At 42.9% G+C, this 25,470-nt stretch carries 19 protein-coding genes; 6 read left to right on the top strand and 13 right to left on the bottom strand.

The genetic code is table 11. From position 1 onward, the window contains the following. Positions 1-187: 187 nt before the first annotated feature. The 3 genes from MHH40_RS10625 to MHH40_RS10635 all read left to right on the top strand — a co-directional run bounded on the left by MHH40_RS10625 (position 188) and on the right by MHH40_RS10635 (position 2,345). Positions 188-844: a hypothetical protein gene (locus MHH40_RS10625; protein WP_050944667.1), complete on the top strand. Its 657-nt coding sequence runs from the start codon at positions 188-190 to the stop codon at positions 842-844. Between the two features lie 148 nt (positions 845-992). Then, entirely contained in the window at positions 993-1,487 is a 495-nt protein-coding gene (locus MHH40_RS10630) for an RNA polymerase sigma factor (RefSeq protein ID WP_050944666.1), read from the top strand. Next, positions 1,488-2,345, top strand: coding sequence for a DUF3298 and DUF4163 domain-containing protein (locus MHH40_RS10635; RefSeq protein WP_050944665.1), 858 nt, complete (start codon positions 1,488-1,490; stop codon positions 2,343-2,345). Positions 2,346-2,389: 44 nt separating this feature from the next. Here the strand turns inward: MHH40_RS10635 and MHH40_RS10640 are convergent, their stop codons facing one another. Further along, positions 2,390-3,319, bottom strand: a complete 930-nt coding sequence (locus MHH40_RS10640) for a manganese-dependent inorganic pyrophosphatase (RefSeq protein ID WP_050944664.1) — start codon at positions 3,317-3,319, stop codon at positions 2,390-2,392. A 302-nt stretch (positions 3,320-3,621) separates the two neighbouring features. Here MHH40_RS10640 and MHH40_RS10645 point away from each other — a divergent pair, with 302 nt between their 5' ends. The 3 genes from MHH40_RS10645 to rplI are packed head-to-tail and all read left to right on the top strand — an operon-like array spanning position 3,622 to position 7,016. Next, positions 3,622-4,560 carry a YybS family protein gene (locus MHH40_RS10645; RefSeq protein WP_152908380.1) on the top strand — a complete coding sequence of 313 codons (939 nt, stop codon included), beginning with the start codon at positions 3,622-3,624 and terminating at the stop codon, positions 4,558-4,560. A gap of 30 nt (positions 4,561-4,590) precedes the next feature. Beyond that, positions 4,591-6,570: a DHH family phosphoesterase gene (locus MHH40_RS10650; protein WP_003214961.1), complete on the top strand. Its 1,980-nt coding sequence runs from the start codon at positions 4,591-4,593 to the stop codon at positions 6,568-6,570. Next, entirely contained in the window at positions 6,567-7,016 is a 450-nt protein-coding gene (rplI, locus tag MHH40_RS10655) for a 50S ribosomal protein L9 (protein ID WP_044139055.1), read from the top strand. The genes MHH40_RS10650 and rplI overlap by 4 nt, the downstream gene beginning before the upstream one ends. A 40-nt stretch (positions 7,017-7,056) precedes the next feature. Here the strand turns inward: rplI and MHH40_RS10660 are convergent, their stop codons facing one another. The 12 genes from MHH40_RS10660 to MHH40_RS10715 all read right to left on the bottom strand — a co-directional run bounded on the left by MHH40_RS10660 (position 7,057) and on the right by MHH40_RS10715 (position 25,003). Next, complete coding sequence (locus MHH40_RS10660; RefSeq protein ID WP_050944663.1) at positions 7,057-8,271, bottom strand: CynX/NimT family MFS transporter; 1,215 nt, start codon at positions 8,269-8,271, stop codon at positions 7,057-7,059. A gap of 22 nt (positions 8,272-8,293) precedes the next feature. Then, complete coding sequence (locus tag MHH40_RS10665; RefSeq protein WP_003214589.1) at positions 8,294-8,440, bottom strand: YycC family protein; 147 nt, start codon at positions 8,438-8,440, stop codon at positions 8,294-8,296. Between the two features lie 72 nt (positions 8,441-8,512). Further along, entirely contained in the window at positions 8,513-9,247 is a 735-nt protein-coding gene (locus MHH40_RS10670) for an alpha/beta hydrolase (RefSeq protein WP_050944662.1), read from the bottom strand. Between the two features lie 78 nt (positions 9,248-9,325). Continuing rightward, a complete protein-coding gene (locus MHH40_RS10675; protein WP_003215121.1) occupies positions 9,326-10,291 on the bottom strand; it encodes an ABC transporter substrate-binding protein in 966 nt (321 codons plus the stop codon). Between the two features lie 98 nt (positions 10,292-10,389). Continuing rightward, on the bottom strand, positions 10,390-12,012 hold the full coding sequence (locus tag MHH40_RS10680; protein WP_340901054.1) for an AraC family transcriptional regulator: 1,623 nt from the start codon (positions 12,010-12,012) through the stop codon (positions 10,390-10,392). Positions 12,013-12,136: 124 nt separating this feature from the next. Then, a complete protein-coding gene (locus MHH40_RS10685) occupies positions 12,137-12,364 on the bottom strand; it encodes an MbtH family protein (protein ID WP_003215360.1) in 228 nt (75 codons plus the stop codon). A gap of 20 nt (positions 12,365-12,384) precedes the next feature. Next, complete coding sequence (locus tag MHH40_RS10690) at positions 12,385-19,533, bottom strand: amino acid adenylation domain-containing protein (RefSeq protein WP_340901055.1); 7,149 nt, start codon at positions 19,531-19,533, stop codon at positions 12,385-12,387. 15 nt (positions 19,534-19,548) lie between these two features. Continuing rightward, positions 19,549-20,457: an isochorismatase family protein gene (locus MHH40_RS10695; protein WP_212046514.1), complete on the bottom strand. Its 909-nt coding sequence runs from the start codon at positions 20,455-20,457 to the stop codon at positions 19,549-19,551. Positions 20,458-20,476: 19 nt separating this feature from the next. Next, positions 20,477-22,096, bottom strand: a complete 1,620-nt coding sequence (locus MHH40_RS10700) for a (2,3-dihydroxybenzoyl)adenylate synthase (RefSeq protein ID WP_340901056.1) — start codon at positions 22,094-22,096, stop codon at positions 20,477-20,479. A gap of 24 nt (positions 22,097-22,120) precedes the next feature. Then, positions 22,121-23,302 carry an isochorismate synthase DhbC gene (gene dhbC / locus MHH40_RS10705; RefSeq protein ID WP_340901058.1) on the bottom strand — a complete coding sequence of 394 codons (1,182 nt, stop codon included), beginning with the start codon at positions 23,300-23,302 and terminating at the stop codon, positions 22,121-22,123. A gap of 26 nt (positions 23,303-23,328) precedes the next feature. Beyond that, positions 23,329-24,114 (bottom strand): 2,3-dihydro-2,3-dihydroxybenzoate dehydrogenase, encoded by a 786-nt coding sequence (locus MHH40_RS10710; RefSeq protein ID WP_226804534.1) that lies wholly within the window; start codon positions 24,112-24,114, stop codon positions 23,329-23,331. 7 nt (positions 24,115-24,121) lie between these two features. Next, positions 24,122-25,003 carry an alpha/beta hydrolase gene (locus MHH40_RS10715; RefSeq protein WP_050944656.1) on the bottom strand — a complete coding sequence of 294 codons (882 nt, stop codon included), beginning with the start codon at positions 25,001-25,003 and terminating at the stop codon, positions 24,122-24,124. Positions 25,004-25,470: the final 467 nt, after the last annotated feature.

The following is a 25,470-nucleotide window of genomic DNA, read 5'->3' on the forward strand; positions in this document are numbered from 1 at the left end:
TTGTCTGTTACGGGATGACCTTGACGATTTGTTAAAGTGTCTTCTGACTCTGAAGATGGTTTAGGGTGTTGATCTTCTTTCAATTAAATCCCTCCTTCAATATCTCCCTAACAATATGGTCATCTTTCTCCCTATTTCATACAAGGATTGATATAATGATTGAAAACTTTCACGAGGAGCGAACCTGATGATTCGATTACACTGCCTTCATGCCCATCCGTCTAATCAGTCCTATATAGAAGAGGTGTTTGGTGATACCGATGTTGAGCTGCATCACACGGTCGATTCATCATTTATAGAACGTGCTACACAAGATCCCGATTTTAATCCTCACAAGCAGCAAACCTATGCCATCAACAAATTGATGAAAGAAGATGAAGCCGACATCATTCTGCTCACGTGTACACAATACATTGCCGCCTTGGGTGATCAGCAGTATCTCTTTAAGCAACCGATTGTTCCGATTGATGAACCGTTATTTGAACTGATTTGTCAGAGAAAAGGGCCTCTTCAACTTGTGTTTTCAAACCCGGATACAGTGGATGGGACAATGGAGCGGCTTGAATCATATGCAAAAGAGCACGGCAAACAGATTGATGCAGAGGTTATGGTGATGGAGGATATCTTTCACCTTTGCCTAAACGGTGACATGCATGCTTATGAGGAGCAAATTAAAAAGCAGCTCAGAAGATGTATGAAAAAAAGTGGAGACATTTGCGTGATGCAGCTATCGATGGTTTATGCGGCACAGCAGATAGAAAAGGAGACAGGCATTCCGATCATTCATCCGCTTTCCCCACTTAAACAGTTTGTCCATCAAACAATATCCGCTTTGAAGGAGTGAACCTGTCTGGTTCGCTCTTTTTGTATAGAAACGGAAATGGGATGACATGTTAAAAAATAATCGAGCGCAAACTATTTTCAAAAGGTGCGCGTCTATCCATTGTAAGAAATAACCGATGCGCATTTAAGATAAAGGAGCTCTTTGTAAAATGAAGAAACGAAAAATTGAGGATCAATTTGCTGATTACGTAATGGAGCATAAACACAGTTTTTATCGATTGTCCTATAGTTATGTCAAAAACCCAGAAGATGCGATGGATGTCGTTCAAGAGGCGATTCATAAAGCACTCAAATCTGTTCACCGATTAGAGGATGCGACCAAGATGCATAGCTGGTTTTATAAAATCGTGGTCAATGCTGCCCTAGACTTTTTACGAAAGAAGAAGCGGGTGCAGGTGACAGACGATGATACGCTTGAATTCTTATCACAGGGTGAATCAGATGTATATGAAGATCAAGATGTCAGACGAGCCATAGAGGATTTGCCTGACATGTACCGGGTCATCATTATCTTGAGATTCTTTGAAGATTTAAAACTAGAGGACATCGCCCACATTCTCGAAGAAAACGAAAACACCATCAAAACAAGATTATATAAGGCGTTGCGGCTTTTAAAAGTAGAATTATCGCAGGAGGAAATATAAATGGATAAGCATTTGGAACAGTTAAAAGAGGAATATTTAGAAATCCCTATTCCGCCGGAATATGATGCTATGGTTGAACGGACATTAAAACGAAAAAACAAAAAACCTCATTTTCAGCAATGGACGATCGGACTTGTTGCTGCGGCTGCTCTATTTGTCACGACTGTGAATGTCAGTCCACAGGCGGCAAGAGCGATTTCGGAAATACCTGTCATTGGCGAGCTGGTGAAAGTCGTGACATTCACAGAATTTAAAAAGAGCGATCAAGGAACGAATATTGACCTTAAAACACCACACGTTTCAGGGCTTGGGGACGGAAAATTACAAGACAGCCTGAATCAAAAATATTTAGCTGAAAATAAAAAGCTGTATCAAGATTTTGAGAAGGAAACAAAGGGTTATAAAAATGGTCATTTAAGTGTAGAGAGCGGATATGAAGTGAGAACAAACAATGATCAAATTCTTTCACTAGGTCGATACAAGGTGACGACTCAAGCTTCTGCGGCAGAGGAAATGACGTATGATACGGTGGATAAGAAAAATCATGTACTCATTACATTACCAAGCTTGTTTAAAGATGACCGTTATATTGATGTGATTAGTGAAAATATTAAAGACCAAATGAAGAAACAGATGAAAGAGGATTCAAATAAGATTTATTGGATTACCAAGCAAGATACGGTTGATCCGTTTAAGAAGATTCAGCCAGATCAAAGCTTCTATATCAATTCAAAAGGCAAACTGGTGATTTCCTTTAATGAATATGATGTGGCGCCTGGTTACATGGGTGTAGTGGAATTTACGATTCCAACAAGTGTGTTAAAGGATGTCCTTGTAAGTGATATGTACATTCATTAAAAGAAGAAACAAGACTGCTGAACATGTCAGCAGTCTTGTTGTGTTTATGAAGAAAGTGCGTCTGTCAGTGCAGGTACGACTTGTTTCTTTCTTGATACAACACCTTTTAGTAAAGCGGTGTTGTTTTCAAGTGTGACGTTAAATGCTTTTTCTACTTTTGCAGCTTCGGCACCGAGTGCAAGTGCAAGAGAGTCATTTTCTAGGATGTCTGTGATCACTAGAACGAATAGATCAAGACCTTTCGCTGCGATGACTTCATTGATTTTCGCTTCAATATCAGCCTGTCTTGCTGTAACTTCTGCGATATCTACTGTATTGACTTGCGCAATTTCCACTTTGCTATTTCCTAGTGCGAATTCTTTTGCATCAATTGTAATTAGTTCTTGAACCGTTTTTTGGCTTAGGTCAGCGCCAGCTTTTAGCATGTCTAGGCCGTAAACTTCTGGATCTACCCCTGCAATTTCAGCTAGCTCATGCGCAGCATCAATGTCTTGTTGTGTGCATGTTGGTGATTTGAATAGCAAGGAATCAGAAATGATTGCAGATAAAAGCAAACCAGCGATTTCTTTTTCAATCTTCACGTGGTTCTCTTTGTACATTTTGTTTAAGATTGTTGCTGTACAGCCAACAGGCTCAGCACGATAGTATAGAGGTTCACTTGTTTCAAAGTTGGCAATACGGTGATGGTCAATGACCTCAGTCACTTGTACTTGATCAATATCGCTTACACTTTGTTGGAATTCGTTATGATCGACAAGAATGACTTGCTTTGTTTCGTTTGCAGCCGTTTCAATGAAACGAGGTGCTTCTTGTTTAAAGAAATCTAATGCGTATTGTGTTTCTCCATTGATTTCTCCAAGTCTGACCGCTTCTGCTTCGACGCCGATTTTGTTTTTTAGATCAGCGTAAGCGATAGCAGAGCAAATCGTGTCTGTGTCAGGGTTTTTGTGTCCGAATACGAGTGTTTTTCCCATGTGAATTCTCCTTCTTACATTTATTGATGATGTTTCTATTCTAACAGCTTTTGACCTTGAATTCAGGGTTTATAGCTAAGAATAATCTAAAAAATTGTAACATGCTGTTTGAAAAGTTGCATGTACGAATCGATATCAGTGTTCCACGTGAAACGCTCCTAAGATAGCCTGCATTTTACTTGAGATTTACCGCTATGGTAAAATAAAGGTTGGGGTAAGACATGGTTTAGCTTACATCGTACGTATACATAGAAGGACACATTGAGCAAGATATAGTAAAAGGATTGGATAGAGGTGAAGGTGTGAAACAAACAAAAGCGTTAGTAGAGGGCGCTATCATGATCAGTATTTTCTCTGTCATGACGCTGTTTTATTTGTATGTGCCGCTATTATCCATTATTTTCTTTCTAGCTGCTCCGATTCCGATCATCCTCTATACAATCAGGCACGGCTTGAAAAAAGGAATTGCTGCTGGCGCTATTGGGATAGTGATCAGCTTTTTAATTGGATCTATTAATGGACTCATGACGGCGCCAATTCTGATTGCTGTCGGATTAGGCATGGGTGTTTTCTACAGCAGACGGCAGCCTGGGAATGCCATCATTACAGGTGCGCTGATCTATTTATTTAGTTTTCTTATCTCCTTTGTTGTCAGTGTTCAGCTTTTTCAAGTCGATATCATGGGTATCGCGAAAGAGTCGATTGAGCAAATGATTCCGATGTTAGAGAGTGTCTTAAAGCAATCCGGCGCTTCTGAGCAGGACATTGCGAAGCAGCTGAAGCAGTTCAGAGAGATAAAGGATTCCGCATTGAGTGCTTTACCTGTCGCGCTGTTAATGTTAGTTACGCTGACGGCGTTCGTGAACCACTGGTTTGTGAAGCCTCTGATCAAACGGTTTGTCAAAGACATGCCAGCCTTGAAGAAATTTAAGGATATGCGGCTGCCAAAAAGCATGGTATGGTATTATTTACTCACACTGCTTTTGATGCTGATTCAGACGGAAAAAGGCAGCTTTTTATCGCTCGTTCAAACGAGTGCGTTTCAAATTTTATTTATACTGGTGCTTATTCAGGGATTTTCTTTTATCTTCTATTATTGCCACGAAAAAAGCATCTCAAAAGCGGTGCCCATTTTCGCTATCGTGTTAGGGGTTCTCTATCCGCCAGTCGCTGTGATTGTGCGTATTATAGGGATTGCTGACATAGGCTTTGATTTAAGAGAAAAAGTAAAAAACAAATAATTCACTCTGAATGTTGAGGAGTTGATATCAGTGCCAAGCTTCTATAGAAAACCTGTCATCAAGTATCCGATCATCGCTTTGATTTTCCTTGCGGTGGTCACAGTCCTCCTCAACCTTTATTATAATTGGATCATAGGAGCGGTTGGTCTTTTAGTCCTTGCAGGTGTGCTCTACTTCTTAAAGTGGGCAGATACGCAAGTGCAAAAAGAGATTGATTCATATATTTCAACATTATCCTATCGAGTCAAAAAGGTTGGAGAAGAAGCATTAATGGAAATGCCAATTGGTATTATGCTGTTTAATGACCAGTATTATATCGAATGGACAAATCCATTTCTCGCTTCGTGTTTTCATGAAAGCACGCTTGTCGGCAGATCCTTGTATGATACATTCGAGTCCATTGTGCCTCTTATTAAACAAGAGGTCGAGACAGAAAATGTGACGCTGAATGACCGAAAATTCAAAGTCATTATTAAACGGTCAGAGCGCCTTTTATATTTCTTTGATGTCACAGAACAGGTACAAATTGAAAGACAGTACGAAAATGAACGAACGGTGTTATCTTATATCTTTTTAGACAATTACGATGATGTCACGCAGGGTCTTGACGATCAGGTGCGCAGCACCATTAATAGTGAAGTGACGTCTCTGTTAAACAATTGGGCACAGGAATATGGCATTTTCCTGAAGCGAATTTCGTCCGAACGATTTATGGCGGTTCTAAATGAAAGCATTTTAGCAGAGCTGGAAGCGTCGAAATTCTCTATTCTAGACGAGGTCCGTGAGAAAACAGGAGCGCATAGTGCGACGCTTACCTTGAGTATCGGGATCGGTGCATCCGTACCTTCTTTAAAAGAGCTTGGGGCACTTGCGCAGTCGAGTCTTGATCTTGCTCTCGGACGAGGCGGGGATCAGGTAGCCATTAAGCAGCCGAATGGAAAAGTGAAATTCTACGGCGGAAAAACGAATCCAATGGAGAAACGGACACGTGTACGCGCACGAGTCATTTCTCATGCTTTAAAAGAAATTGTTTCTGAAAGCGGAAATGTCATGATTATGGGGCATAAGTTCCCAGACATGGACTCAATCGGTGCATCCATTGGGATTTTAAAGGTCGCCCAGGCTAATGGGAAAGAAGGCTATATTGTCATTGATGCCAACCAGATTGGGGACAGTGTTCAACGTTTGATTAGTGAAATTAAGAATTATGAAGATCTTTGGTCACGTTTTATCACCCCAGAGGAAGCCATGGAGCTTGCGAAGGATGACACGCTGCTTGTGGTCGTGGATACACATAAACCGTCTCTCGTCATGGAAGAACGACTACTCAATAAAATTGAAAATATCGTGGTCATTGACCATCATAGACGCGGCGAGGAGTTTATCCGTGACCCATTACTTGTCTATATGGAGCCGTATGCTTCATCCACAGCAGAGCTTGTGACAGAGCTTTTAGAGTATCAGCCGAAGAAATTGCGCATTAACATGATTGAAGCTACTGCGCTTCTCGCAGGGATCATCGTTGATACGAAGAGTTTCTCCCTGAGAACGGGATCAAGAACGTTTGATGCAGCATCCTATCTTCGTGCGAAGGGGGCAGATCCTGTCCTTGTCCAAAAATTCCTAAAAGAGACCGTCGATCATTACATCAAACGGGCAAAGCTCATTCAGCATACAGATCTGTATCAAAATCAGGTGGCGATTGCTTCATTACCGTCAGACAGCTCGGAGTATTATGATCAAATCACGATTGCCCAGACGGCAGATTCCCTGTTGTCAATGAGTGAGGTAGAAGCGTCCTTTGCTGTCGCTAGACGAGATGACAACACGGTGTGCATTAGTGCGAGATCATTAGGAGATATCAACGTCCAAATTATCATGGAAGCGTTAGATGGCGGCGGTCATTTAACTAACGCTGCCACCCAAATGTATGGTATAACCATTGAAGAAGCGGTAGAGCAGTTAAAAGCTGCCATTGATGAATATTTCGAAGGAGGGGTTCAAAGATGAAAGTCATCTTTCTAAAAGACGTAAAAGGCAAAGGGAAAAAAGGCGAAGTCAAGAATGTAGCTGACGGATACGCTCACAACTTTCTCATCAAACAAGGGTTAGCAGTTGAAGCAAACCCAACGAACCTAAGCGCATTGGAAGGGCAGAAGAACAAAGAGAAAAAGAATGCCATCCAAGAGCTTGAACAAGCGAAACAATTAAAAGAAACACTTGAGGCGCTAACAGTGGAACTAACAGCAAAATCAGGTGAAGGCGGCCGTCTGTTTGGATCTATTACAAGCAAACAAATTGCTGATAAATTGCAAAAAGATCATCAAATCAAAGTCGATAAGCGCAAAATCGAGCTGAATGACGCCATCCGTGCATTAGGTTACACAAATGTACCGGTGAAGCTTCATCCAGAGGTACAAGCAACATTAAAGGTACACGTGACAGAACAAGCATAAACCGAAAAGAACCCGTCTCATGAGGAGGCGGGTTCTTTTTTTATGATGGATCTGAAATATAGACGCTTCGTCCGGCTCGCATACCGGATATAAACATGAAAAATAGGATGATGATAAAGATGATAATGGATGGCGTCCATGTATGTGTGAGATCAAAAAGGATACCGATCATGAAAGGACCAACGGCGGCTAATAAATAACCGAGAGACTGCGCCATTCCGGAAAGGGCAGCGGCTTGCTCCATATTGGTCGTCCGTAATCCGATAAAAGTGAGCGCCAGACTGATGCTGGCACCTTGTCCAATGCCGATCAATAAAACAGAGATCACAAGAATAGGCGTCGATCCTCCGAGAAGAAGCCCAATCATGCCAAGTAAATACATAAGGACAAGGCCCAAGACAAGCGGTCTTTGTGTTTTTAATTTTTCCGCGAAAACAGGCGTTAAAAAGGTGGATGGCAGCCCAGCAAACTGCATAATGGACAGCATCCAGCCGGCTGTCGACAGGTTCATTCCATGTGATGTTAAAATATCAGGAAACCAGGCGATGCTGCTATAAAAAAGGAATGACTGCAAGCCCATAAAAAAGGTCACCTGCCATGCGACACGCGAACGCCATATCGGCTGCTCTGTGAGCGAAATGCTTTTGACGGCCGCTGTGTTCTGATGAAGAAGCTGCGGCGCCCAGACCATCATCGCGAGAAGTGCAAGGCCAGCCCATACGAGGAATGAAGTATTCCAGCCGCCAGGCATTGCATGGCTGAGCGGAACACTGACACCTGATGCAAGTGCCGCAAAGACGGACATCGAAGTCGTATACACGCTCGTCATCAAACCAGCATGTGCAGGAAATTTATGCTTCACAAGCCCTGGTAAAAGCACATTACATATCGCAATCCCGACACCGACAAGCGCGGTTCCCACCATTAAGAAGGTGATCGAGCCAAACGAGCGAATCACAATCCCAAATAGAAGGACAGCAAGCCCAAGCCAAAGGGTTCGTTCATTGCCAAGACGCTTTCCGATTTTAGGTGCAATTGGAGAAAGCAATGCGAATGAGAGCAGTGGTAAAGTGGTGAGAAAACCCGCAAGTCCATTTGAAAGCTGCAAATCGGAACGAATGGCGCCGATGAGAGGTCCCACGGACGTAATGGCAGGCCGCAGGTTAAATGCAATAAGTAAAATCCCAGCAATCAGCAGGATGGTTTGTCCCTTGCTGCGGGGATGTAATGTTGATTGTTCTAGTTGTTGTTCCATGAATGTAAGCTCCTTTATTTCTTTAAGAAGAACGATCTTTCTTCTGTTCAAGTTCTGCTAGTTTAGCGATTAAGATATGCTGCGGCATATGCATGATTTGTTCAATGGGTACATTAAGTGATGCCGCAAGTTTTTGTGCCGTATCGGCTGAGATTTGTAATGGTCTCATACGCAAATCCCTCCTCTTTCAATCTATAGGTTCCAATATATCATATCGGCTTTGTGCCATGCAGATAAAAAATTAGAGTTCTCTTTGATAAAACCACTTTAGGGCTGATAAGAAATTTTTTTGAAATTGTTTCAGATGATGGCCCTCCCCTTGTTCGATGTGATAGTGCAGCTGCCATTCCTGCATCCCTTTCTGTAATAAAAGATCATGTAGTTGTTTATTGAATAAAGGCATATGCTGTTGAGCAGATGTTTTGCCTTTACCTTCTTCACTGCCCACAGACAAATAAATCAGGTGATCCACATACTGAATGCTTTGTTGTTTAGCAAACGGCAGAAAATCTTGATACCAAAATGACCCAGAGATAGATGCGATGTTTTTAAAAAGAGCAGGGTACATCAATAAAGTATAAATTGCAAATAGCCCACCTAATGAAGCACCTATGTGACTATGTTCATGAAAGGTCTGTTTGACTGGATATTTTCTTTTGATATATGGGAGCAAGTCATTCGCTAAAAATGACACATACGTCTGTGCCTCGCCTTTAAAGTCAGGAAACCCAGAGTGCAGTGATGACGCCTTCCATGGTGTATACTCGTCAAGTCGATTGAAGGGGTGTATGCCGACAATGATGATTGGAGAGATGGTTTTGGCTTCGATCAGTCTTTCGATCTCTATCAGGTGTGTTCTAAACAAAGAAGAGCCATCTTGTACAAAGACAGCTGGAACATTAATAGAGGTGTCCTGTGGAACGTAAATATCAAGCTGACGCCCGTTAAACTCGTCATATAGAAACGTTCCGTTCATATGTATTCACTCCTCAAGATTCTCAAATAAGCTGAAAAGAAGACATAGGGCTAAACATTAACCCTTTGTCTTCTTTTTTTAGTTGTTTTTCTCTAACCATTTGACGGCCTTATCAAGGAAGGTTGTTTTGCTTAGTGCAGTTCCTCCTTGAAGCATAGGATCAACGACATTTTCATTGATGTGCCCATTTTTCACAGCTTTTAGGCTTGTCCAAATTTTATTTTCCTCTAAGTCCTTTAATGCGTTAGGTTTCGATGAGTTTTCCTCTTTAGAGAACTGAACGAAAATATAGTCAGGATTGAGTTCGCCTAGGCGCTCCAATGAAATCAATGCTTGTGCTTTGGCTTTTTTGATATCACTTGGTGCTGTAAATCCTAAGTCCCCATATAAGGTAGAGTTGAAGTATACGTCTTCAGGGTACACGTACAGGTCGCCTTGTCTAATGCGTAAAATGACAGCTGTTTTGTTGCTGCTTTTGTCTTTCAGGGTTTCTTTCGCTTGTTTGAGGTCTTTCTGATAATCAGAAATGATGTTTTTCGCTTCTTCACTTTTTCCAGTAAGTGTACCGAGCAATAAAAGATTGCTTTCCCAGTCAGAAGAGACATGGGATACTGGGATCGTTGTTTGGACTTTATCCAATTTTTTAATTGTTGCAGGTGGAAACTTTGTTGATCCGAGTATCACGTCTGGTTTTAGTTTTAAGATTTTTTCTAGATTCGGTTCTGTTTTTTCACCGATGCCTTCTGTTTTCGCTGTGATGTCTTTAAATAATTCAGGGAATGTGCCGCCTACTGTAGAAGCACCAATAGGCTCGATATTAAGTAATTTGGCATCTTCCATTGATTCTAGGCTTCCAGCAATGACAATTCGTTTCACTGGCGTTTTGAGTTTGTACGTTTGATCTAAGTAATTGATGTTTGTTTCTGCTATTTCAGCTGACTTGCTTTTGGTTGTGTTTGAAGCAGGTTTATTTTCTGCAGCACCACAGGCAGCTGTGGTGATCGTCATGATACAAAGGATAAGCAATGCTAACCATTTTTTCATTTGTTTTCTCCTTTAACTGATAATTGTTCTCAATTAAAGATTGTATTAGGCTTTTGTCCTTTTATCCATAGACAATTCTCTTTCAAATGATGGACTTTTTACGGAAAAAAAGATAAAAGGTCCTGAATGACTCGTTTATGACTGGCTGCTGTGTATTCACGCCAAGGGTCAGATGCTAGTGGATAGACTGCTTGTTGCGTCACAGCTTTGAGATTTTGCCAATCTTCCTGTTGCTTTAACTTTTGATAAAAAGCAAGGGTTTTTGGCTCCTTATGCAAGTAGAGGAAGATGGCGTCTGGATCTAGCTGTTGTATGAAGCGAATGGTGATTTTCTTTTCTATTAGCTGTCCATCATTCTGAAAAGCTGGCAGAAGACCAATATCATGAAAAATCACTTCTGACATGGTGCGATTTACAGACAAGTAGAGTTGATCTTGAAAGATACGAAGAGGCAGGACGGTTTTTGGTGAATGATTAAAAAGGCATTTCTTTTTCGCCTGAATGACGAGCTCCTCATAATGAATCAACCATTCTTCTGCTTCCTTCGCTTCGTTTAGGAACATAGCTGTTTGTCTGAATTGAGTGCGCCAATCCAAATGGGTGAATGGAACAAAGTGAACAGGACAGATGGTTTTCAACACTTGTTTTTCTTCCTCTGTCACATGATCATTGGCAATGATCAGCTCAGGTTTTGTTTCCTTTAATTGCTGTAAATTGGCTTCAGCGTGCTCATTGATCCGATGTGCACTCAGGTGAATCGGGATTTCTTCTGCATGATGCTCAAAATCATGTGCTGTCCATTTAGGGTGAAGAGGGGCAGCATACGGGATGATATGAATGGGTGTGAGCTGACCGAGTATGGAATGGCCATAGGCTGCAATTTTCCGCTGACGGCTTTTCATATAAGTAGAAGGGGTCATGCCCGTTTTTTTCTTAAAGATGCGGCTAAAGTAATAGGGATCTTGATAGCCGATTTCCAGTGCAATGTCTTTGAGCTTTGCGTTGCCTTTTGCCATTAGCTGTTTGGCTCTAGCCATCCTTTTCTTGGTGATATAATCAGTGACACTCACATTAAAATGCTTTTTAAATAGCTCACTGTAATGATTGGCGCTGATGCCAGCCATTTGAGATAGACTTGTAAGGCTGAGGGGTTCTTCGGAATGTTGATCAATATATTGTTTTGTTTTGAAAAGGGCATGTGTCGTGTCACAAATATCTTCATTATGCAGTGTGAAAAGCTGCAGGATGAGCTGTTGAAAAAGGGTTTGGCTTCTAAAAAAGCTAACGGATTCATGTCTTTTCCATTCCTCTGTCATTTCGGACAGTAAAGAATGAATTTGTTCAATTGAGCTAATATCGATAAATTGCCATACATTCAGTAAAGACCGGGCATGTTCAGTTGATACTTCTTCTATGTGTTGACCTTGCGGCGTGTACATTTGAAAGCGAAGCAGATAGAGCTCGTGTTTTTGATAAGGCTTTGTTTTTAACATAAATGTCTCATCAGACAGAATTGTATAGAGCGTTAGATTTTTCAATCGCCATTTTTGATCGTTCAGCGTGAGTAAGCCGCTGCTGCTTATGCTAACGAGGAGGCAAAATGTATCTGATAATTGCTGCTCCTTATGCGGAAGCTCTGCATTCTTTATTTTTTCAGCAAATGTCAATCGATAGATGAATTGTTCTGCCTTTGCCATTGTACGTAATTGATTATTTCCCATAAAACCACCTGATCTTTTATTGATTGATAAACATTCTCAATTAAATTGTAGCAGAAAGAGCTGGAAAGATGGTGATGTTTATTCTGTCAAAAAAGCACCCTGAGTCAGATCAGGGCGCGATGATTTAGTCTGTTTTTCCATGTGCTAGCGCAGGTTCTTTTGTTAAGCTTAATGGCCGTAAGTCCTGCCAGTGTGTCTGGATATAATCGATGCAGGCATTTCTAGTGTCTTCACCAAAGACCTTTTCCCACCCATCTGGCACTGGTGCAAATGATGGCCAAAGTGAATGCTGTCCTTGTTCATTGACAAGCACAAGAAATACACCGTCTTCACGATCAAAGGGATTTGTCATTTGTCATCTCTCCTTTATTCTTAGTGCTTTTGTTTGACCCGATGCAGAGAGTTGTCTAAGATGACACCAATTTCTGCTAGGGGTTTAGGCTGGCACATGTCTTTGTGCCGGCAATGAATGTCGTGCTGTTCAATGGTTCCGTTGATATAAGGTGCCCATGCTTCGGGATCAATTGGTGTAAACCAATCTGGGATAATGGTAGATCTAAAGAATAATATGTCCCCATGATAAGTTTTTGGCTGATATTCTCCGAGCAATCGAACTGAATTGACATAGGTTTCCTTTAGATTTCTAATGGCATCTTCATTTAAGCTTGCTAGTGCACTGCCGTCTTTCTTCAAGATGTCGACAGCACTTTTCATCGTGAGCGGTTCACCTGTTAAGGTATCTGGATCATAACCCCCGAGTGCAAGAAGAGCGATTAGTGCTTCTTCTTCATCGGGTGCTTCTTTAATCGGTAAGAAATGGTTTGGATAGGCATCTAGCATCGCAACGAGAGCGATTTCTTCACCTTGCTGCTGGAGCTGTGTAGCCATTGCCTGTACAACGTTTCCGCCTAGTGACCAGCCAAGAAGATGATAAGGACCTTTTGGCTGAATCGTTTGGATGTGCTTGATGTAATCCGCAGCCATATCATCTAGTGTGTGCGGGTAGTCATCTTTTCTTGCGATTCCTCTTGCCTGTAATCCATAAATAGGAATGTCTTTCTCTAATGTATTCAAGAGACCTGCATAGCACCAGCTAAGACCACCAGCTGGGTGAACACAGAAGAGAGGATATCTTTCTCCATTTGTTCGTAGCGGCAGCAGGATTTCTAGTGCGTTTTCATCGCTTCCTGTTTCTAGTTTCTCTGCCAAACTTGCAACATTTGGTGCTTCAAACAACGTTCCGATGCTTAGTTTGACACCAAGTGCATCACGAATGCGGCTGATTAAACGAACCGCAAGTAATGAGTGCCCGCCAATATCAAAAAAGCGATCGTCAATGCTGATTTTTGGCAAATCAAGCACCTCTTCAAAGAGGTGGCATAGAACTTCCTCTTTCGGGTTTCTTGGGCCGCGGCCATCCGTTTGCTGTATATGCAATTGAGGTGCCGGTAGTGATTTTTGATCAAGCTTCCCGTTTGCTGTAAGTGGCATCGTATCAATCTGTACATAAGCCGCAGGCACCATGTAATCAGGAAGACTGGCTGACGCAAAATGGCGAAGAGTCTCTGTATCGAAACGGTCTTCTTCAGTTGTGACGATGTATGCGACTAAGCGTTTGTCGCCAGGCTGATCCTCTCGCATAATGACTGCAACTTGTGCAACTGCATCGTGGCGTGATAGAACGGCTTCGATTTCTCCAAGTTCAATTCTAAACCCGCGTATTTTAATTTGATGATCAGCTCTGCCAATGTAATCAAGTGCCCCTTCTTCTGTCCAGCGAGCGAGGTCGCCAGTTCGATACATCCTTGTGCCAGATGCTCCATAAGGATCGGCAGGGAATCGATCTGATGTCAGGTCAGGCCTGCCTAGATAACCTCTAGCCAAACCAGCTCCAGCTACATACATTTCACCTGTCGTCCCAGGTGGAACAGGCTGTAGGTATTCATCAAGTATGTACACGTGTAAATCAGGAATCGGTTTGCCTATTAAGCTGCTGGATTTCTTTGCGATCATGTCTCGATTGAGTACATTGTACGTAACGTGTACGGTGGTTTCTGTAATGCCGTACATGTTAATTAGCTTTGGCTTGCAGTCTGAGTGACGGCTGTACCAATCTTCTAATCTGCTAAGCTCTAATGCTTCACCGCCAAAGATGACATAGCGGAGTGATAATGCTTGACCAAGTGTTTGTTGTTCCTTGTCTATCTGCATGAGCTGATAGAAGGCAGAAGGTGTTTGATTAAGCACAGTCACACCTTCATCGACTAGAAGCTGCAGCATCTCTTCTGGAGAACGAGAGATGGTATGAGGAACAATGACAAGCCGACCGCCATATAAAAGGGGCCCCCATATTTCCCAAACTGAAAAGTCAAAGGCATACGAATGGAACATTGTCCAAACATCCTCTTCATCGAAATGGAACCAATGTTCAGTAGATGTCAGAAGACGGATGACATTTTGGTGTGGGATGACCACTCCTTTTGGTTTCCCTGTAGATCCGGATGTATAAATAATATAGGCCGGATGCAGAGGAGATAGCGGCTCAATTCTGTCTATATCAGCCGGATTGTGATTTGGCGTAATCTGTAATTGATCATTTGTTTCTTTTTCGTCTAACAAAATCAAATCGCAATCAGCAGGGAGATGCAATGCAGCTGCTTTTGTTGTGATGCTGCAAACTGGTTTGGCATCTTGTATCATGTATGCCAGCCTGTCTGCTGGATAATCAGGATCAAGCGGAACATAGGCTGCGCCTGCTTTATGAACGGCTAATAGGCTGACGAGCATATCGATTGATCTAGGCAGGGCAAGTGCAACGAACTGTTCTGGTCCAACGCCTCTTTCTATTAATAAATGAGCAAGACGATTGGCTTTGTTGTTTAACTCTTCATAGGTAAGCTGCCACTTGCCATCCGTTACTGCCACTCGATCAGGATATTGCTGCACCGTTTTTTCAAATAAGGTCGGGAGACGAAGTGCTTGGTCTAACTGAGCGAATGTCTTTTTGTCAGGTAGAAATGTTTGCCGCTCTTTATCTGATAAAATGTTCACTTGACCAATCGGCAGATGTGGGCGCTCAGCTATCTCTGTTAAAAAGCGCTTCATTCTGGCAGCGATTGCTTGAATGGTACTTTGTTTAAATACATCTGTGCTGAATTCAAACAATCCTGTTAATCCTGCTGCTGACCCAGTTTCAGTTCTTTGTTCTGTTAATTCGATGGTCAGATCAAATTTAGCTGATCCTACTGGTTTCACGTAGAGGTCTGAGTCAAGTTGTGTCAGCTTCATTTCCGCCTTCGGTGTATTTTGGAAGGCAAGCATGACCTGGAACAATGGATTGCGTGATCTGGAGCGGTTTGGATTTAGAATTTCCACTAGCCGTTCAAATGGCAGATCCTGATGCTCATAGGCTGCTAAGTCAACGTCTCGCACTCGCTTCAATAGCTCACTAAAGGTTGGATTACCAGCTGTATTTGTACGTAATACTAGTGTATTCACAAACAATCCCACAATGTCGTCAAGTGCATCGTCATTCCGCCCAGCAATTGGACTGCCAATAGGGATATCTGTTCCCGCTCCAAGACGTGTCAGTAATGCTGCAAGTGATGCTTGAAGCACCATGAACAAGCTCACCTGATGCTGCTTTGCAAGTTCAAGGAGCAGCTGGTGTAAAGCGGGCTCAATCGTAAAGTCGATCGTAGCACCGTTGAAGCTTCCTTCCTGTGGACGCGGGTAGTCATAGGGAAGCTCCAGTTCTTCAGGCAGGTCATGTAAGGCACCTGTCCAATAGGTAAGCTGCTTGGCAAATAGACTATCCGTCTCTTCCTCACTGCCCAACAGCTTCTGCTGCCAAATAGCATAGTCAGCATATTGAACAGGTTCGGCTGGCAAGGAGATTGATTTTCCTTGTATACGGGCTTCGTAAGCAGCAGCTAAGTCTCGTGTCAATGGTGCAAGTGACCAGCCGTCACCAGCGATATGATGCAGCAATAAAAGCAGCACGGATCGATTTGCATCAAGTATGAATAATTCAGCTCGAAGTGCAGGTTCTTCTTCAATATTAAAGCTATAGCGAATGGCTTCATTTAACTGATTATCAATTTGTTGATCACTTGAAGCTGTGACGTGGAGTTCAGGCTGAACACTTTTCGGGTGTAAAATAACCTGTCTTGGCATGCCGTTCTTATTTGGAAAGATGGTTCTAAGGGTTTCATGTTTTTCAGTGATATCTGCTAAAGCACCACTGAGAGCTTTTTGATCTAATGTACCTGTCAGCTGAATGACAAGTGGAATATTATAAGTTGGACTTGGACCTTCAAGGCAATGAAGGAACCAGAGCCGTTTTTGGGCAAAGGATAATGGAATTTCATCTGGCTTTTTTTCTACCTGCAGCGGCGGCCGAATGTCCTTTGCTTTGTCTAAGTGCTGTGCAAGTTCAGCGACTCGAGGTGATTCAAAAATGGTGCTCATGCTTAGGTCTGCACCGAATGTATCGCGTATACGTCTAAGCAGACGAGCGGCAAGTAAAGAATGTCCGCCTAAATCAAAGAAACTATCATCTATGCCAATTTGAGATAGACCAAGGGTTTCTGCAAATAAACTACATAACATGTCTTCTTGGGGTGTTCTAGGTGTACGCTCAGAACTAACTAAAGACATATTTGGCACTGGCAATGCTTTGCGATCGATTTTGCCGTTTGGTGTAAGTGGAAGTTCCGACAAAAAGACAACAGCAGAAGGCACCATGTAGTCTGGAAGTAACGCAGCCAAAAACTGCCTAAGCTCTGAAGGGTGAAGAGAAGAGTCGTCTGTCAGTACAACATACGCACAAAGCAGCTGTTGTCCAGGTTGATCCTCCCGAACGATAACAGATGTATGCTTTATGGCTGGGTGCTGCATAATAACTGTTTCAATTTCACCTAGTTCAATACGGAAGCCGCGAATTTTAATTTGATGATCAGCACGGCTAATATAATCAATCGAGCCATTCTCACGCCATCTGGCTAAATCACCAGTGCGATACATTCTCGTGCCTTTTGTGCCGAATGGATCAGCGACAAATCGTTCAGCCGTTAAGTCATATCGTCCAAGATATCCTCTGGATACTCCTTCACCTGCAATATAAAGTTCACCGATTGATCCTGCTGGGACTGGGTTTAGTCCTTCATCTAAAATGTAAATGCTCGTATTCCAAATGGGTTTGCCAATCGCCGGTCCACTATTCTCTCGATGTGCTGTGACATTTTCCATGGTAGACCAGATCGTCGTTTCTGTAGGTCCGTACAAATTGGTAATGTCGCATTGAAGAGATTGTAATGTGTGCAAAAGGGAGGCAGGGAGTGCTTCTCCTCCAACAAGAACACGCATACCTGTTATCACGTCAGGGTAATCATCTGCTAACGCATGCCACAACGTTGGTGTTGCCTGCATGATTGTGACATGATGAGAACGAATCATGTCTGAAAGCTTTGCTGGTTCTTGTATCGTTTCTTTTTTTGCTAATAATATAGCGGCACCATGTAAAAGCGGGAGGAACATTTCCAGCCCGGAAATATCAAAGGCAATGGTCGTTACCGCTAAAAGCTGGTCCCCTTGATCTAATAAAAATGAATCTTGCATGGACAATATAAAGTTGATCACATTTCGTTTTGTTACAACAACACCCTTTGGTTTGCCTGTCGATCCTGACGTGTAGAGGGTGTAAGCCGGGTGATGCGGGGAGCCTTCGCTCCAAGTCGGATTGAGATGCGGGCTGCCTGCTATCTCCTGATGAACAATTGAATCATCCAGTTGAACGATGTGCGGATGCTCCAAACCGTCTGCTGTCTCTTTGACTGTGAGCAAGCACGCCGGTTTGGCATCTTCTAGCATATAGGCGACACGATCGTTAGGGTAATCAGGGTCTATTGGCAGATAGGCGGCTCCTGTCTTGATAACGGCTAATAGACTTACGACCATATCGATGGAACGAGGCAGAGCAATTGCGACAAATTGTTCTGGTCCAATGCCGCGCTTTTTCAAATAATGAGCCAATTGATTTGCCCGCTGATTCAACTCTTCGTAGGTCAAAGTGATTTCTTCAAACTGTAATGCTTTTGCATGTGGTATTTTGCTGACTTGTATTTCAAATAGTTCCCGTAAAGATTCTTTTGGTAATTCTCGTTTTGTATCATTCCAGTGCTTGAGAATGTTCTCTTTTTCTTCAGACAAAAGAAGGTTGAATTGACTGATCGTCTGATCTTGCTCTAGTCCGGTTATTTCCTCCAGCAATTGAAGAAAACGCTGCTGATGAGCGTCAATTGTTTGCTCTTTGTAAACGGCAGGGTTTGCATCAAAGTCGATTTGAAATCCGTTCCCATCTGCGCGGTCGTATATGTTGATCGATAAATCATCTACCGGGCCTGCTGAAAGATTATGTGCTTGACCAATGCTCTGATCGAACTTGAGATCGTAATCAAATGGCATGATATTGATCTGCGGGCCGAATAATCGTTGATTTCTTCCGATGAGTTTAAAGTCTCTCCGCATGTCTTCATGACGATATCTTTGATGAGGACGAATGGCTTTCAGTTCATCAGATACTTGGCGAACAAGTGCTGAGAGCGTCATTTCTGGTTTGCATGTTAAACGAAGCGGTACCAGGTTCATGACCATTCCGGGTGTTTGCAAGGCGCACGATCCAAGGCGCATCATAACAGGTAATCCTAAAACAATATCATGTGCACCAGTCATACGATGCATATATAGAGCGGATGCCGCAAGAATCATTTCATGCCACGTACCACCGAAAAATTGAGCATTTTTTTTCATTTTGCTTACCTTTTCGGCATCGAAGCTAGCCGTTTTGCGGATAAAATGATCCGACGTTCTTGGGGCAAGCTCAGCAAGGCTGACAATTTCAGGTTGATCAGCAAAGCGATTTTTCCAAAAAACTCGATCATCTTCATACCGATTGGACTGTTGATAGGTGATCTCCTCTTGGACTACGTCAAGTAAGGCTTCAAATGTTTGAGGAGGCACAGGTGTCCCTTTCGATAGGGCTGAATAGACCTCAGCAACACGACGTGCAATGAGCGAAAAGGCGAATCCATCAATGGCAATGTGATGAATGCGCTGATACCAGATAAAACGGTCGTCAGCAAGTTGAAAAAGTACTTCACGGAATAATACATCTTTCTCTAAAGAGACTGGTGTTGCAAGGTCTGTCTTCATCCATGCTATAGCCGCATCAAGCGGCTGTTTTTCATTTTGTAAATTGATAGATTGAAATGGAATCTCTTTCTTAGATATCAACCATTGCTTTGGACCGTCAGTATCCTCAACGAAGCGCATATACAAGGAATCTGCTTCTAAGACAGTCTTTCTAATGGCTGCTTCAAAGTGTACGGGATCAATAGGACCTTTAATATCTATATACTCAGCTGTATTGAAAATAGGGTTAGATGGATCAAGCTGCTGCGCATACCAAATGCCTGATTGGGCACCGGTTAGTGGGAATGAATCGACTGACTGGATCGACAAGGGTCTATACCTCCTTTACAAGTAATCGATATTTGGGATAGATGGCTGTTTTTCTGGGAAGAGAAGAGTCCGCCAAGACGTGAGCGTTGGATTAGCTGCAAGCTCAACGAAATTGACTGTCGCTCCTTGCTGTCTCCATTTTTCCGCTAGACTCATCATTCGAATAGAATCAAGTCCAAGATAGACGAGATTCTCGTCAAACGGTATTTCATTCGGCTCGATTTGGAGATACTCAGCTACTTGGTGAACGATAGCATCAAAGGATAGATCATCACCGTCTGCTTCCTGTCCTGTTAAACGACGAATGATTTGGCTTGTCGTTGTGGTTACTGCACAGCGTTCAGCTGCATAGGTCATTGCCATTTTGTGATGCTTAAGTGAAAAGTCAGCGACGGCATCGGCGACAAAAAAGGTTTCAATATCGAGCATGAATGCTTCTGCGGCTGTCAGCATACAGCCAATATGTGCATATACGCCAGTAATGATCAGTTGATCACGCCCGCCTTCGTGAAGAATATCTAAAAAATTGGATTTTTTGAATGCGCTATAACGCCATTTTGTCAGCATTGTATCTGCTTCAGATGGAGCAAGCTGATCAATGATTTTTGTCAATGCTTCATCATCACCAAGTCCAGGCCCCCAAAAATCTGTTAATAAGGCACGATCCTTCGGGTCTTGGTCACCAGGTTGAGCTGTATAGACGACAGGAATGCCAAGTTCTTTGCATGTATCACGTAATTGTTCAATATGCTGCACTAACTCTGTGATCGGTGAAGTATCTTGTTGAAATGCATTTAAAAAATATTGCTGCATGTCATGTATTAGCAGGACAGCACGTTTCGGATCAGGGATCCAGTTCACTTTATTTTCGGGTAAATCTTGTATGCTTGGCATTGGATACGCAGGAATAGTAGGGATTGCCATGGTTGTCACTCCTCTTTTTTTATACGTTGGCAGTATGGATTGAAGCTAATTCTCTTAATGCTTTTTTACTGACTTTGCCTACACCTGTTTGCGGGAACGCATCGATCCATTCAATGCGGTCGGGAATTTTATAGGCAGCGAGCCCGCGTTTTCTTAGAAATGACTTTAAGGCGTGTGGTGCTGGCTTGTTGTTTCCTTTCGCAATAACAAAGGCACATGAGCGTTCGCCAAGAAACGGATCTGGCATGGACACCATGGCGGCATCATGAATGTCAGGATGCGCAAGTAAATGATTTTCAACTTCTTCAGCGGCAACCTTTTCGCCGCCACGATTGATTTGATCCTTGTCTCTGCCTTCTACTACCACATTGCCTTCTTTTGTTAATCGCACGATGTCACCTGTTCTGTAAAAGCCATCGGCTGTAAATGCTTTCTTGTTTTGTTCATCGGCTTTATAGTAGCCGCGAATCGTATAAGGTCCTCTTGTTAAAAGGTGTCCAGCCACTTCATTCGGGACGGGCTTGTCCTCCTCATCTACCACTAGTACCTCATCATATTCAGACATCGGGCGTCCTTGTGTGTGGATAATGACATGTTCAGGATCATTCAATCTGGTATAGTTGACCAGACCTTCGGCCATGCCAAAAACTTGCTGTAACTTACACCCAAGGGCAGGCATCACTCGTTTTGCTGCCTCGGCGCTTAATTTAGCACCACCGACTTGTAAAACCTCAAGACTCGATAAGTCATCTGATCGATGTGGAGCGGCTTCTAGCCAGATCAATGCAATAGGCGGAACGACTGCGGTAATTGTTGCCCGTTCTTTTTCAATGAGTGGAAAGACGACATCAGGACTTGATCCCGGTGCAAGAACGACTCTTCCACCTGCGTATAACGTCCCAAGGACTCCAGGCGAGCTTAATGGATAGTTGTGCGCAACTGGAAGTGTAGCTAAATACACACTATCTTTTGTGAGCTCGCACACCTCATTGCTTTTCCAAAGACTATACATATAGTCATCATGTGTACGAGGTATGAGCTTCGAAAGGCCTGTGCTTCCTCCTGATAACTGAAGAAATGCAATATCGCTTGCCTCTACATGAATTTGAGGATCAAGTACTGGGTCCTTGCGCAGATCATCCAAGTCAAGGAATTCCTCAGCCTTCCCTGCAACAATGACATGAGGTAATGAGGGAAGCTTTTCTTTCACTTGACGTGCGAGTGATCGATAATCAAAGCCATCATGGATATCTGGTATGACATATGCGTCTGCTTCGGCAAAATCAATAAAATAAGTGATTTCGCTGCTTCTATGAGATGGCAGTGAGAAGACGGGTAAAGCACCGATTCGAAATAAAGCGAAAATGACTTCAAAAAAAGCAGGAATGTTAGGAAGCTGCACGACAACTCGACTGCCCTTTTGAATTCCAAGCTGATGGAAACCGGCGGCAAGACTGCTGACGCGCTCATCAAGTTCTTGGTAGCTCATGTGCGTATCAGCGTATGTAATCGCAGTTTTATTCCTTAACGATACGGCGCGTTCACGAAGCATACCGCCAAAGGTTTCTCCACGCCAACAGCCGTTTTCACGGTAGCGTTTTGCAAATTCTTCTGGCCATGTAGGTGGTTGAACAAACATGTTTTTGTCATCTCCTATGTATTTTTATAGCTGATGGATGCCCATCGCACGAAGCATCGTGTTAAATTTTGCAGATGTTTCGGCTAGCTCTTCTTCTGCCTTAGATCCTTTGACCACTCCTGCACCAGCAAAGAGGCGAAGGGATTGACCCTCAGCTTCTGCACAACGAATGGTGACAATCCAATCACCATCACCATTTGCATCTGCCCAGCCGATCATTCCTGTGAAAAATCCTCGATCGAAGGGTTCAATTGCTTGGATTGCTTCACGTGCATCTGCTGTAGGTGTTCCGCATACTGCGGGTGTTGGATGAAGGCTCAGCGCTAAATCAATTGAGGATACACTGGAATCTACTAATTCACCTTTTACGACAGTAGATAAATGCCACATCGTTTCTGTTTGTATGACGGATGGTGATACAGGCACATCTAACTTACGACAGTAAGGAGCAAGCGCTTTAGTGACAGCGTCGACAACCACTGCATGCTCGTGTAAATCCTTCGCTGAAGTAAGGAGTTCATCGTGACGGCGCTGGTCTTCTACTGGATCTGAACTACGCGGCCGAGAACCAGCGAGCGGATTGGAAATCACAGATGAACCCGTTTTTGAAAGAAGCAGCTCAGGACTTGCCCCAAGAAGTGTGCGCTTTTGGGGAGATTTCGGATCAGCTACATTTGCAGCAAACGTATAGCCAGTCGTATTGTGACGAGCCAGCCGTTCGAGTATTGCTTTCGTATGAATGTCTTGATTTGATTTGAGATGGAGAGATCGAGAAATGACGATTTTGCTAAGCTCTCCTTTTTCAATTTTAGCTAACCCTTCGTTCACACCATTCATGTAGACTTCAGGAGAAGGGACAGGTGTCACCTCATAGGATGGCGATGTCACTTCCGATTCCTCATCACCTTGATGAAATTCGAGTGGATCACTAAACTGTACATGGATTGGCACATTTAAACGAACGGGTTGCGCCGGATCAAACGGAACAGCACCAGCAATAATTGGTGATTGAATACCAGCTTGTTTGGCAGTGTCAAATACGTGCGCTACCCTTGTGGAGAGTTCATTGAGCTGATTGGTTTCAATATGCTGGAAAATCCCTTCTGCAAGTATTGTACGTTTAGGGGAAGCAAGGAAAAAAGCGCCTGGCTGATAGTCTTGAATCAACTGTACTTTTTCTTCTGACGGCAATAATGAATGTTTCATGAAAAGGCCTCCTTTTTGATGAAATGCTAGATTCCGAGTGTTGCGCCACCATCGATCGTGAGATTCTGCATCGTAATATGACTGGATTGTTCAGATGCAAAGAAGATGACTGCATCAGCGATGTTTTGAGGATCAGCGATTTTTTGTAAAGGAATACCGGTTTTATACGTCTCTAATGACCCTTTGATCACATGGTCTGCGCCTTGTTCATCAGACCATAAAGCCCATTGCATAGGTGTTGTGGTAGAGCCAGGAGAGACAACATTGCATCTGATTCCATAGTCTGCCAGCTCTAATCCAAGCGTTTTTGTAAAGGAAGTAGCTGCTGCCTTTGAAGCGGCATAGGCAGCCATATTCATTCTAGGAATGGCACCTGCGTTAGAGCTGACGGTCACAATGACCCCTGCTGATCTTTTCATCATGTATTTGGAGACAGCTTGTGATACATAAAAGACACCATGTGTGTTGACTGCGAAGGTTTGTTGCCAGTCATCTGCACTAAGCTGGTCAATAGAACTGATTCGAAGAATGCCTGCTACATTAACTAGTAAATAAATGGGTCCAAGCTGTTTTTCAATTTGATTGATAATGTGCTGAACAGATGCTTGATCGGTAATATCACCTGGATAGGCAAAGGCACGTAAGCCTTCATCATTCATTTGATGGACGGTGCTTTGAAGCTGATCCTCATTTGCGTCAACTGCTGCAATGATCGCACCTTCGTCGGCTAGTCTTTTTGCGACTGCTTGCCCGATACCTTGCCCTGCGCCTGTGACAAGGGCAATCTTTTGAGATAGACCACTATGTTTCATACGTTCACTACCTTTCTTTCATGTCTGTGGTTGTTAAAAGATCATCATGATAGAGCGCAAAACGAAAAGCGTAATTCATCAGCACCGGTAAAACGGACGTATGTCCTTCTTCAGGGAACTCGTGATAGGCCGTATGTAAGCCATATGTGGATAAAGGCTGCATACGATTTGCTAGTGACTTTGCATGAGCATTCATTTGACATGGATGATGTTTTTCTAACTCACCTACACCTACAAGCAGCCTGCCATTCATAGGCACCTGACGTATGCGGTTGGTGAATTGGTATTCTTTTTCTAGAAATAATTTTTTGTTCCAGTGGATAGAAGGACTGCCTGCAATATATATCTGATAAGCATCAGGGTGCTCAAATAGTGTGTGTAATACAAAAAGACCGCCAAGAGAATGCCCAAACAGTGTTTGACGACTTAGGTTGATCGGAAAGCGTTGCTCGATATAAGGCTTCACAGTCTTTTCTAAAAAAGAAAAGAAAGCAGAGGCCCCACCATATGTATGGATGGAGAAGTCTTTTCTTTTGCCCCCGATGGAAGCGTCAGGGCTGGTAAGAGTGAGATCATAATGCCTGAGCGGATGATAGGGCGCTTCTGTCTGATAGCCAATTCCAACAATGATGGCAGGTACAACACCTGTTTTTTCAGGTCTTCTTGACTGTAAACGAATGGCTTCGACCATTGTGCCAAAAAGTGAATTCCCATCAAGCACGTACATGACTGGAAAACCAGCCGCTGGAGGAGTAGTATTCGGTTTAAATATAAAAAGTCTGTATGGGTGTGCTGTGATATCTAGTTGCTCCGTCCCGGGTATAAAAAAAGGCCGGCTTTCTCCGAAAAAAGAATCCTCAGTACCCATTCCTTCAGGGCGTTTGGACATATGTGACAAATCTCCTTCCTCAAATTCGACTCTCATACGATGATAAAAGCAGGCTTGTAGCTATTGGATGAGTGTAGTACTTGAAGAATGGCTTCTCCAAATGAAAATGATTCTCAACTATCCGCAAGCAAAACAAATGATAATGGTTATCAATTATGAAGTCAAATGTTCATCAAGTTGTGTACTTGATTTTTTTTATTATAATATTCAGAAAATAAAGGACTAACTCACTAACAAATGATTTGAAATAGGGAATATCGGACCTTGTCATTTAAAAATAGGAGAAATGTCAAAAGACCTTGACTGCCTCGGAATTTTTACCATTTTCTTCTGTTTGATACAGGAATAAATATGGGCTTTTCTTCTTGAAATGATTTTGAGGAAAAATAAGTCTATAGACTCATTTGTATTTTTAGGGACATTGAGGAGGATTTCGCGAAAAGTAGGTGATCTCATATCTCAAAACT

This window comes from Bacillus sp. FSL K6-2431, from assembly GCF_038005165.1.
GTDB lineage: Bacteria > Bacillota > Bacilli > Bacillales > Bacillaceae > Bacillus > Bacillus pumilus.

What these genes read in the sequence shown, in the direction of transcription:
- MHH40_RS10625 (WP_050944667.1), top strand. Translation starts at nt 188, where the DNA reads ATGATTCGATTACACTGCCTTCATGCCCATCCGTCTAATCAGTCCTAT.
- MHH40_RS10630 (WP_050944666.1), top strand. Translation starts at nt 993, where the DNA reads ATGAAGAAACGAAAAATTGAGGATCAATTTGCTGATTACGTAATGGAG.
- MHH40_RS10635 (WP_050944665.1), top strand. Translation starts at nt 1,488, where the DNA reads ATGGATAAGCATTTGGAACAGTTAAAAGAGGAATATTTAGAAATCCCT.
- MHH40_RS10640 (WP_050944664.1), bottom strand. Translation starts at nt 3,319, where the DNA reads ATGGGAAAAACACTCGTATTCGGACACAAAAACCCTGACACAGACACG.
- rplI (WP_044139055.1), top strand. Translation starts at nt 6,567, where the DNA reads ATGAAAGTCATCTTTCTAAAAGACGTAAAAGGCAAAGGGAAAAAAGGC.
- MHH40_RS10660 (WP_050944663.1), bottom strand. Translation starts at nt 8,271, where the DNA reads ATGGAACAACAACTAGAACAATCAACATTACATCCCCGCAGCAAGGGA.
- MHH40_RS10665 (WP_003214589.1), bottom strand. Translation starts at nt 8,440, where the DNA reads ATGAGACCATTACAAATCTCAGCCGATACGGCACAAAAACTTGCGGCA.
- MHH40_RS10670 (WP_050944662.1), bottom strand. Translation starts at nt 9,247, where the DNA reads ATGAACGGAACGTTTCTATATGACGAGTTTAACGGGCGTCAGCTTGAT.
- MHH40_RS10675 (WP_003215121.1), bottom strand. Translation starts at nt 10,291, where the DNA reads ATGAAAAAATGGTTAGCATTGCTTATCCTTTGTATCATGACGATCACC.
- MHH40_RS10680 (WP_340901054.1), bottom strand. Translation starts at nt 12,012, where the DNA reads ATGGGAAATAATCAATTACGTACAATGGCAAAGGCAGAACAATTCATC.
- MHH40_RS10685 (WP_003215360.1), bottom strand. Translation starts at nt 12,364, where the DNA reads ATGACAAATCCCTTTGATCGTGAAGACGGTGTATTTCTTGTGCTTGTC.
- MHH40_RS10695 (WP_212046514.1), bottom strand. Translation starts at nt 20,457, where the DNA reads ATGGCAATCCCTACTATTCCTGCGTATCCAATGCCAAGCATACAAGAT.
- MHH40_RS10700 (WP_340901056.1), bottom strand. Translation starts at nt 22,096, where the DNA reads ATGTTTGTTCAACCACCTACATGGCCAGAAGAATTTGCAAAACGCTAC.
- dhbC (WP_340901058.1), bottom strand. Translation starts at nt 23,302, where the DNA reads ATGAAACATTCATTATTGCCGTCAGAAGAAAAAGTACAGTTGATTCAA.
- MHH40_RS10710 (WP_226804534.1), bottom strand. Translation starts at nt 24,114, where the DNA reads ATGAAACATAGTGGTCTATCTCAAAAGATTGCCCTTGTCACAGGCGCA.
- MHH40_RS10715 (WP_050944656.1), bottom strand. Translation starts at nt 25,003, where the DNA reads ATGTCCAAACGCCCTGAAGGAATGGGTACTGAGGATTCTTTTTTCGGA.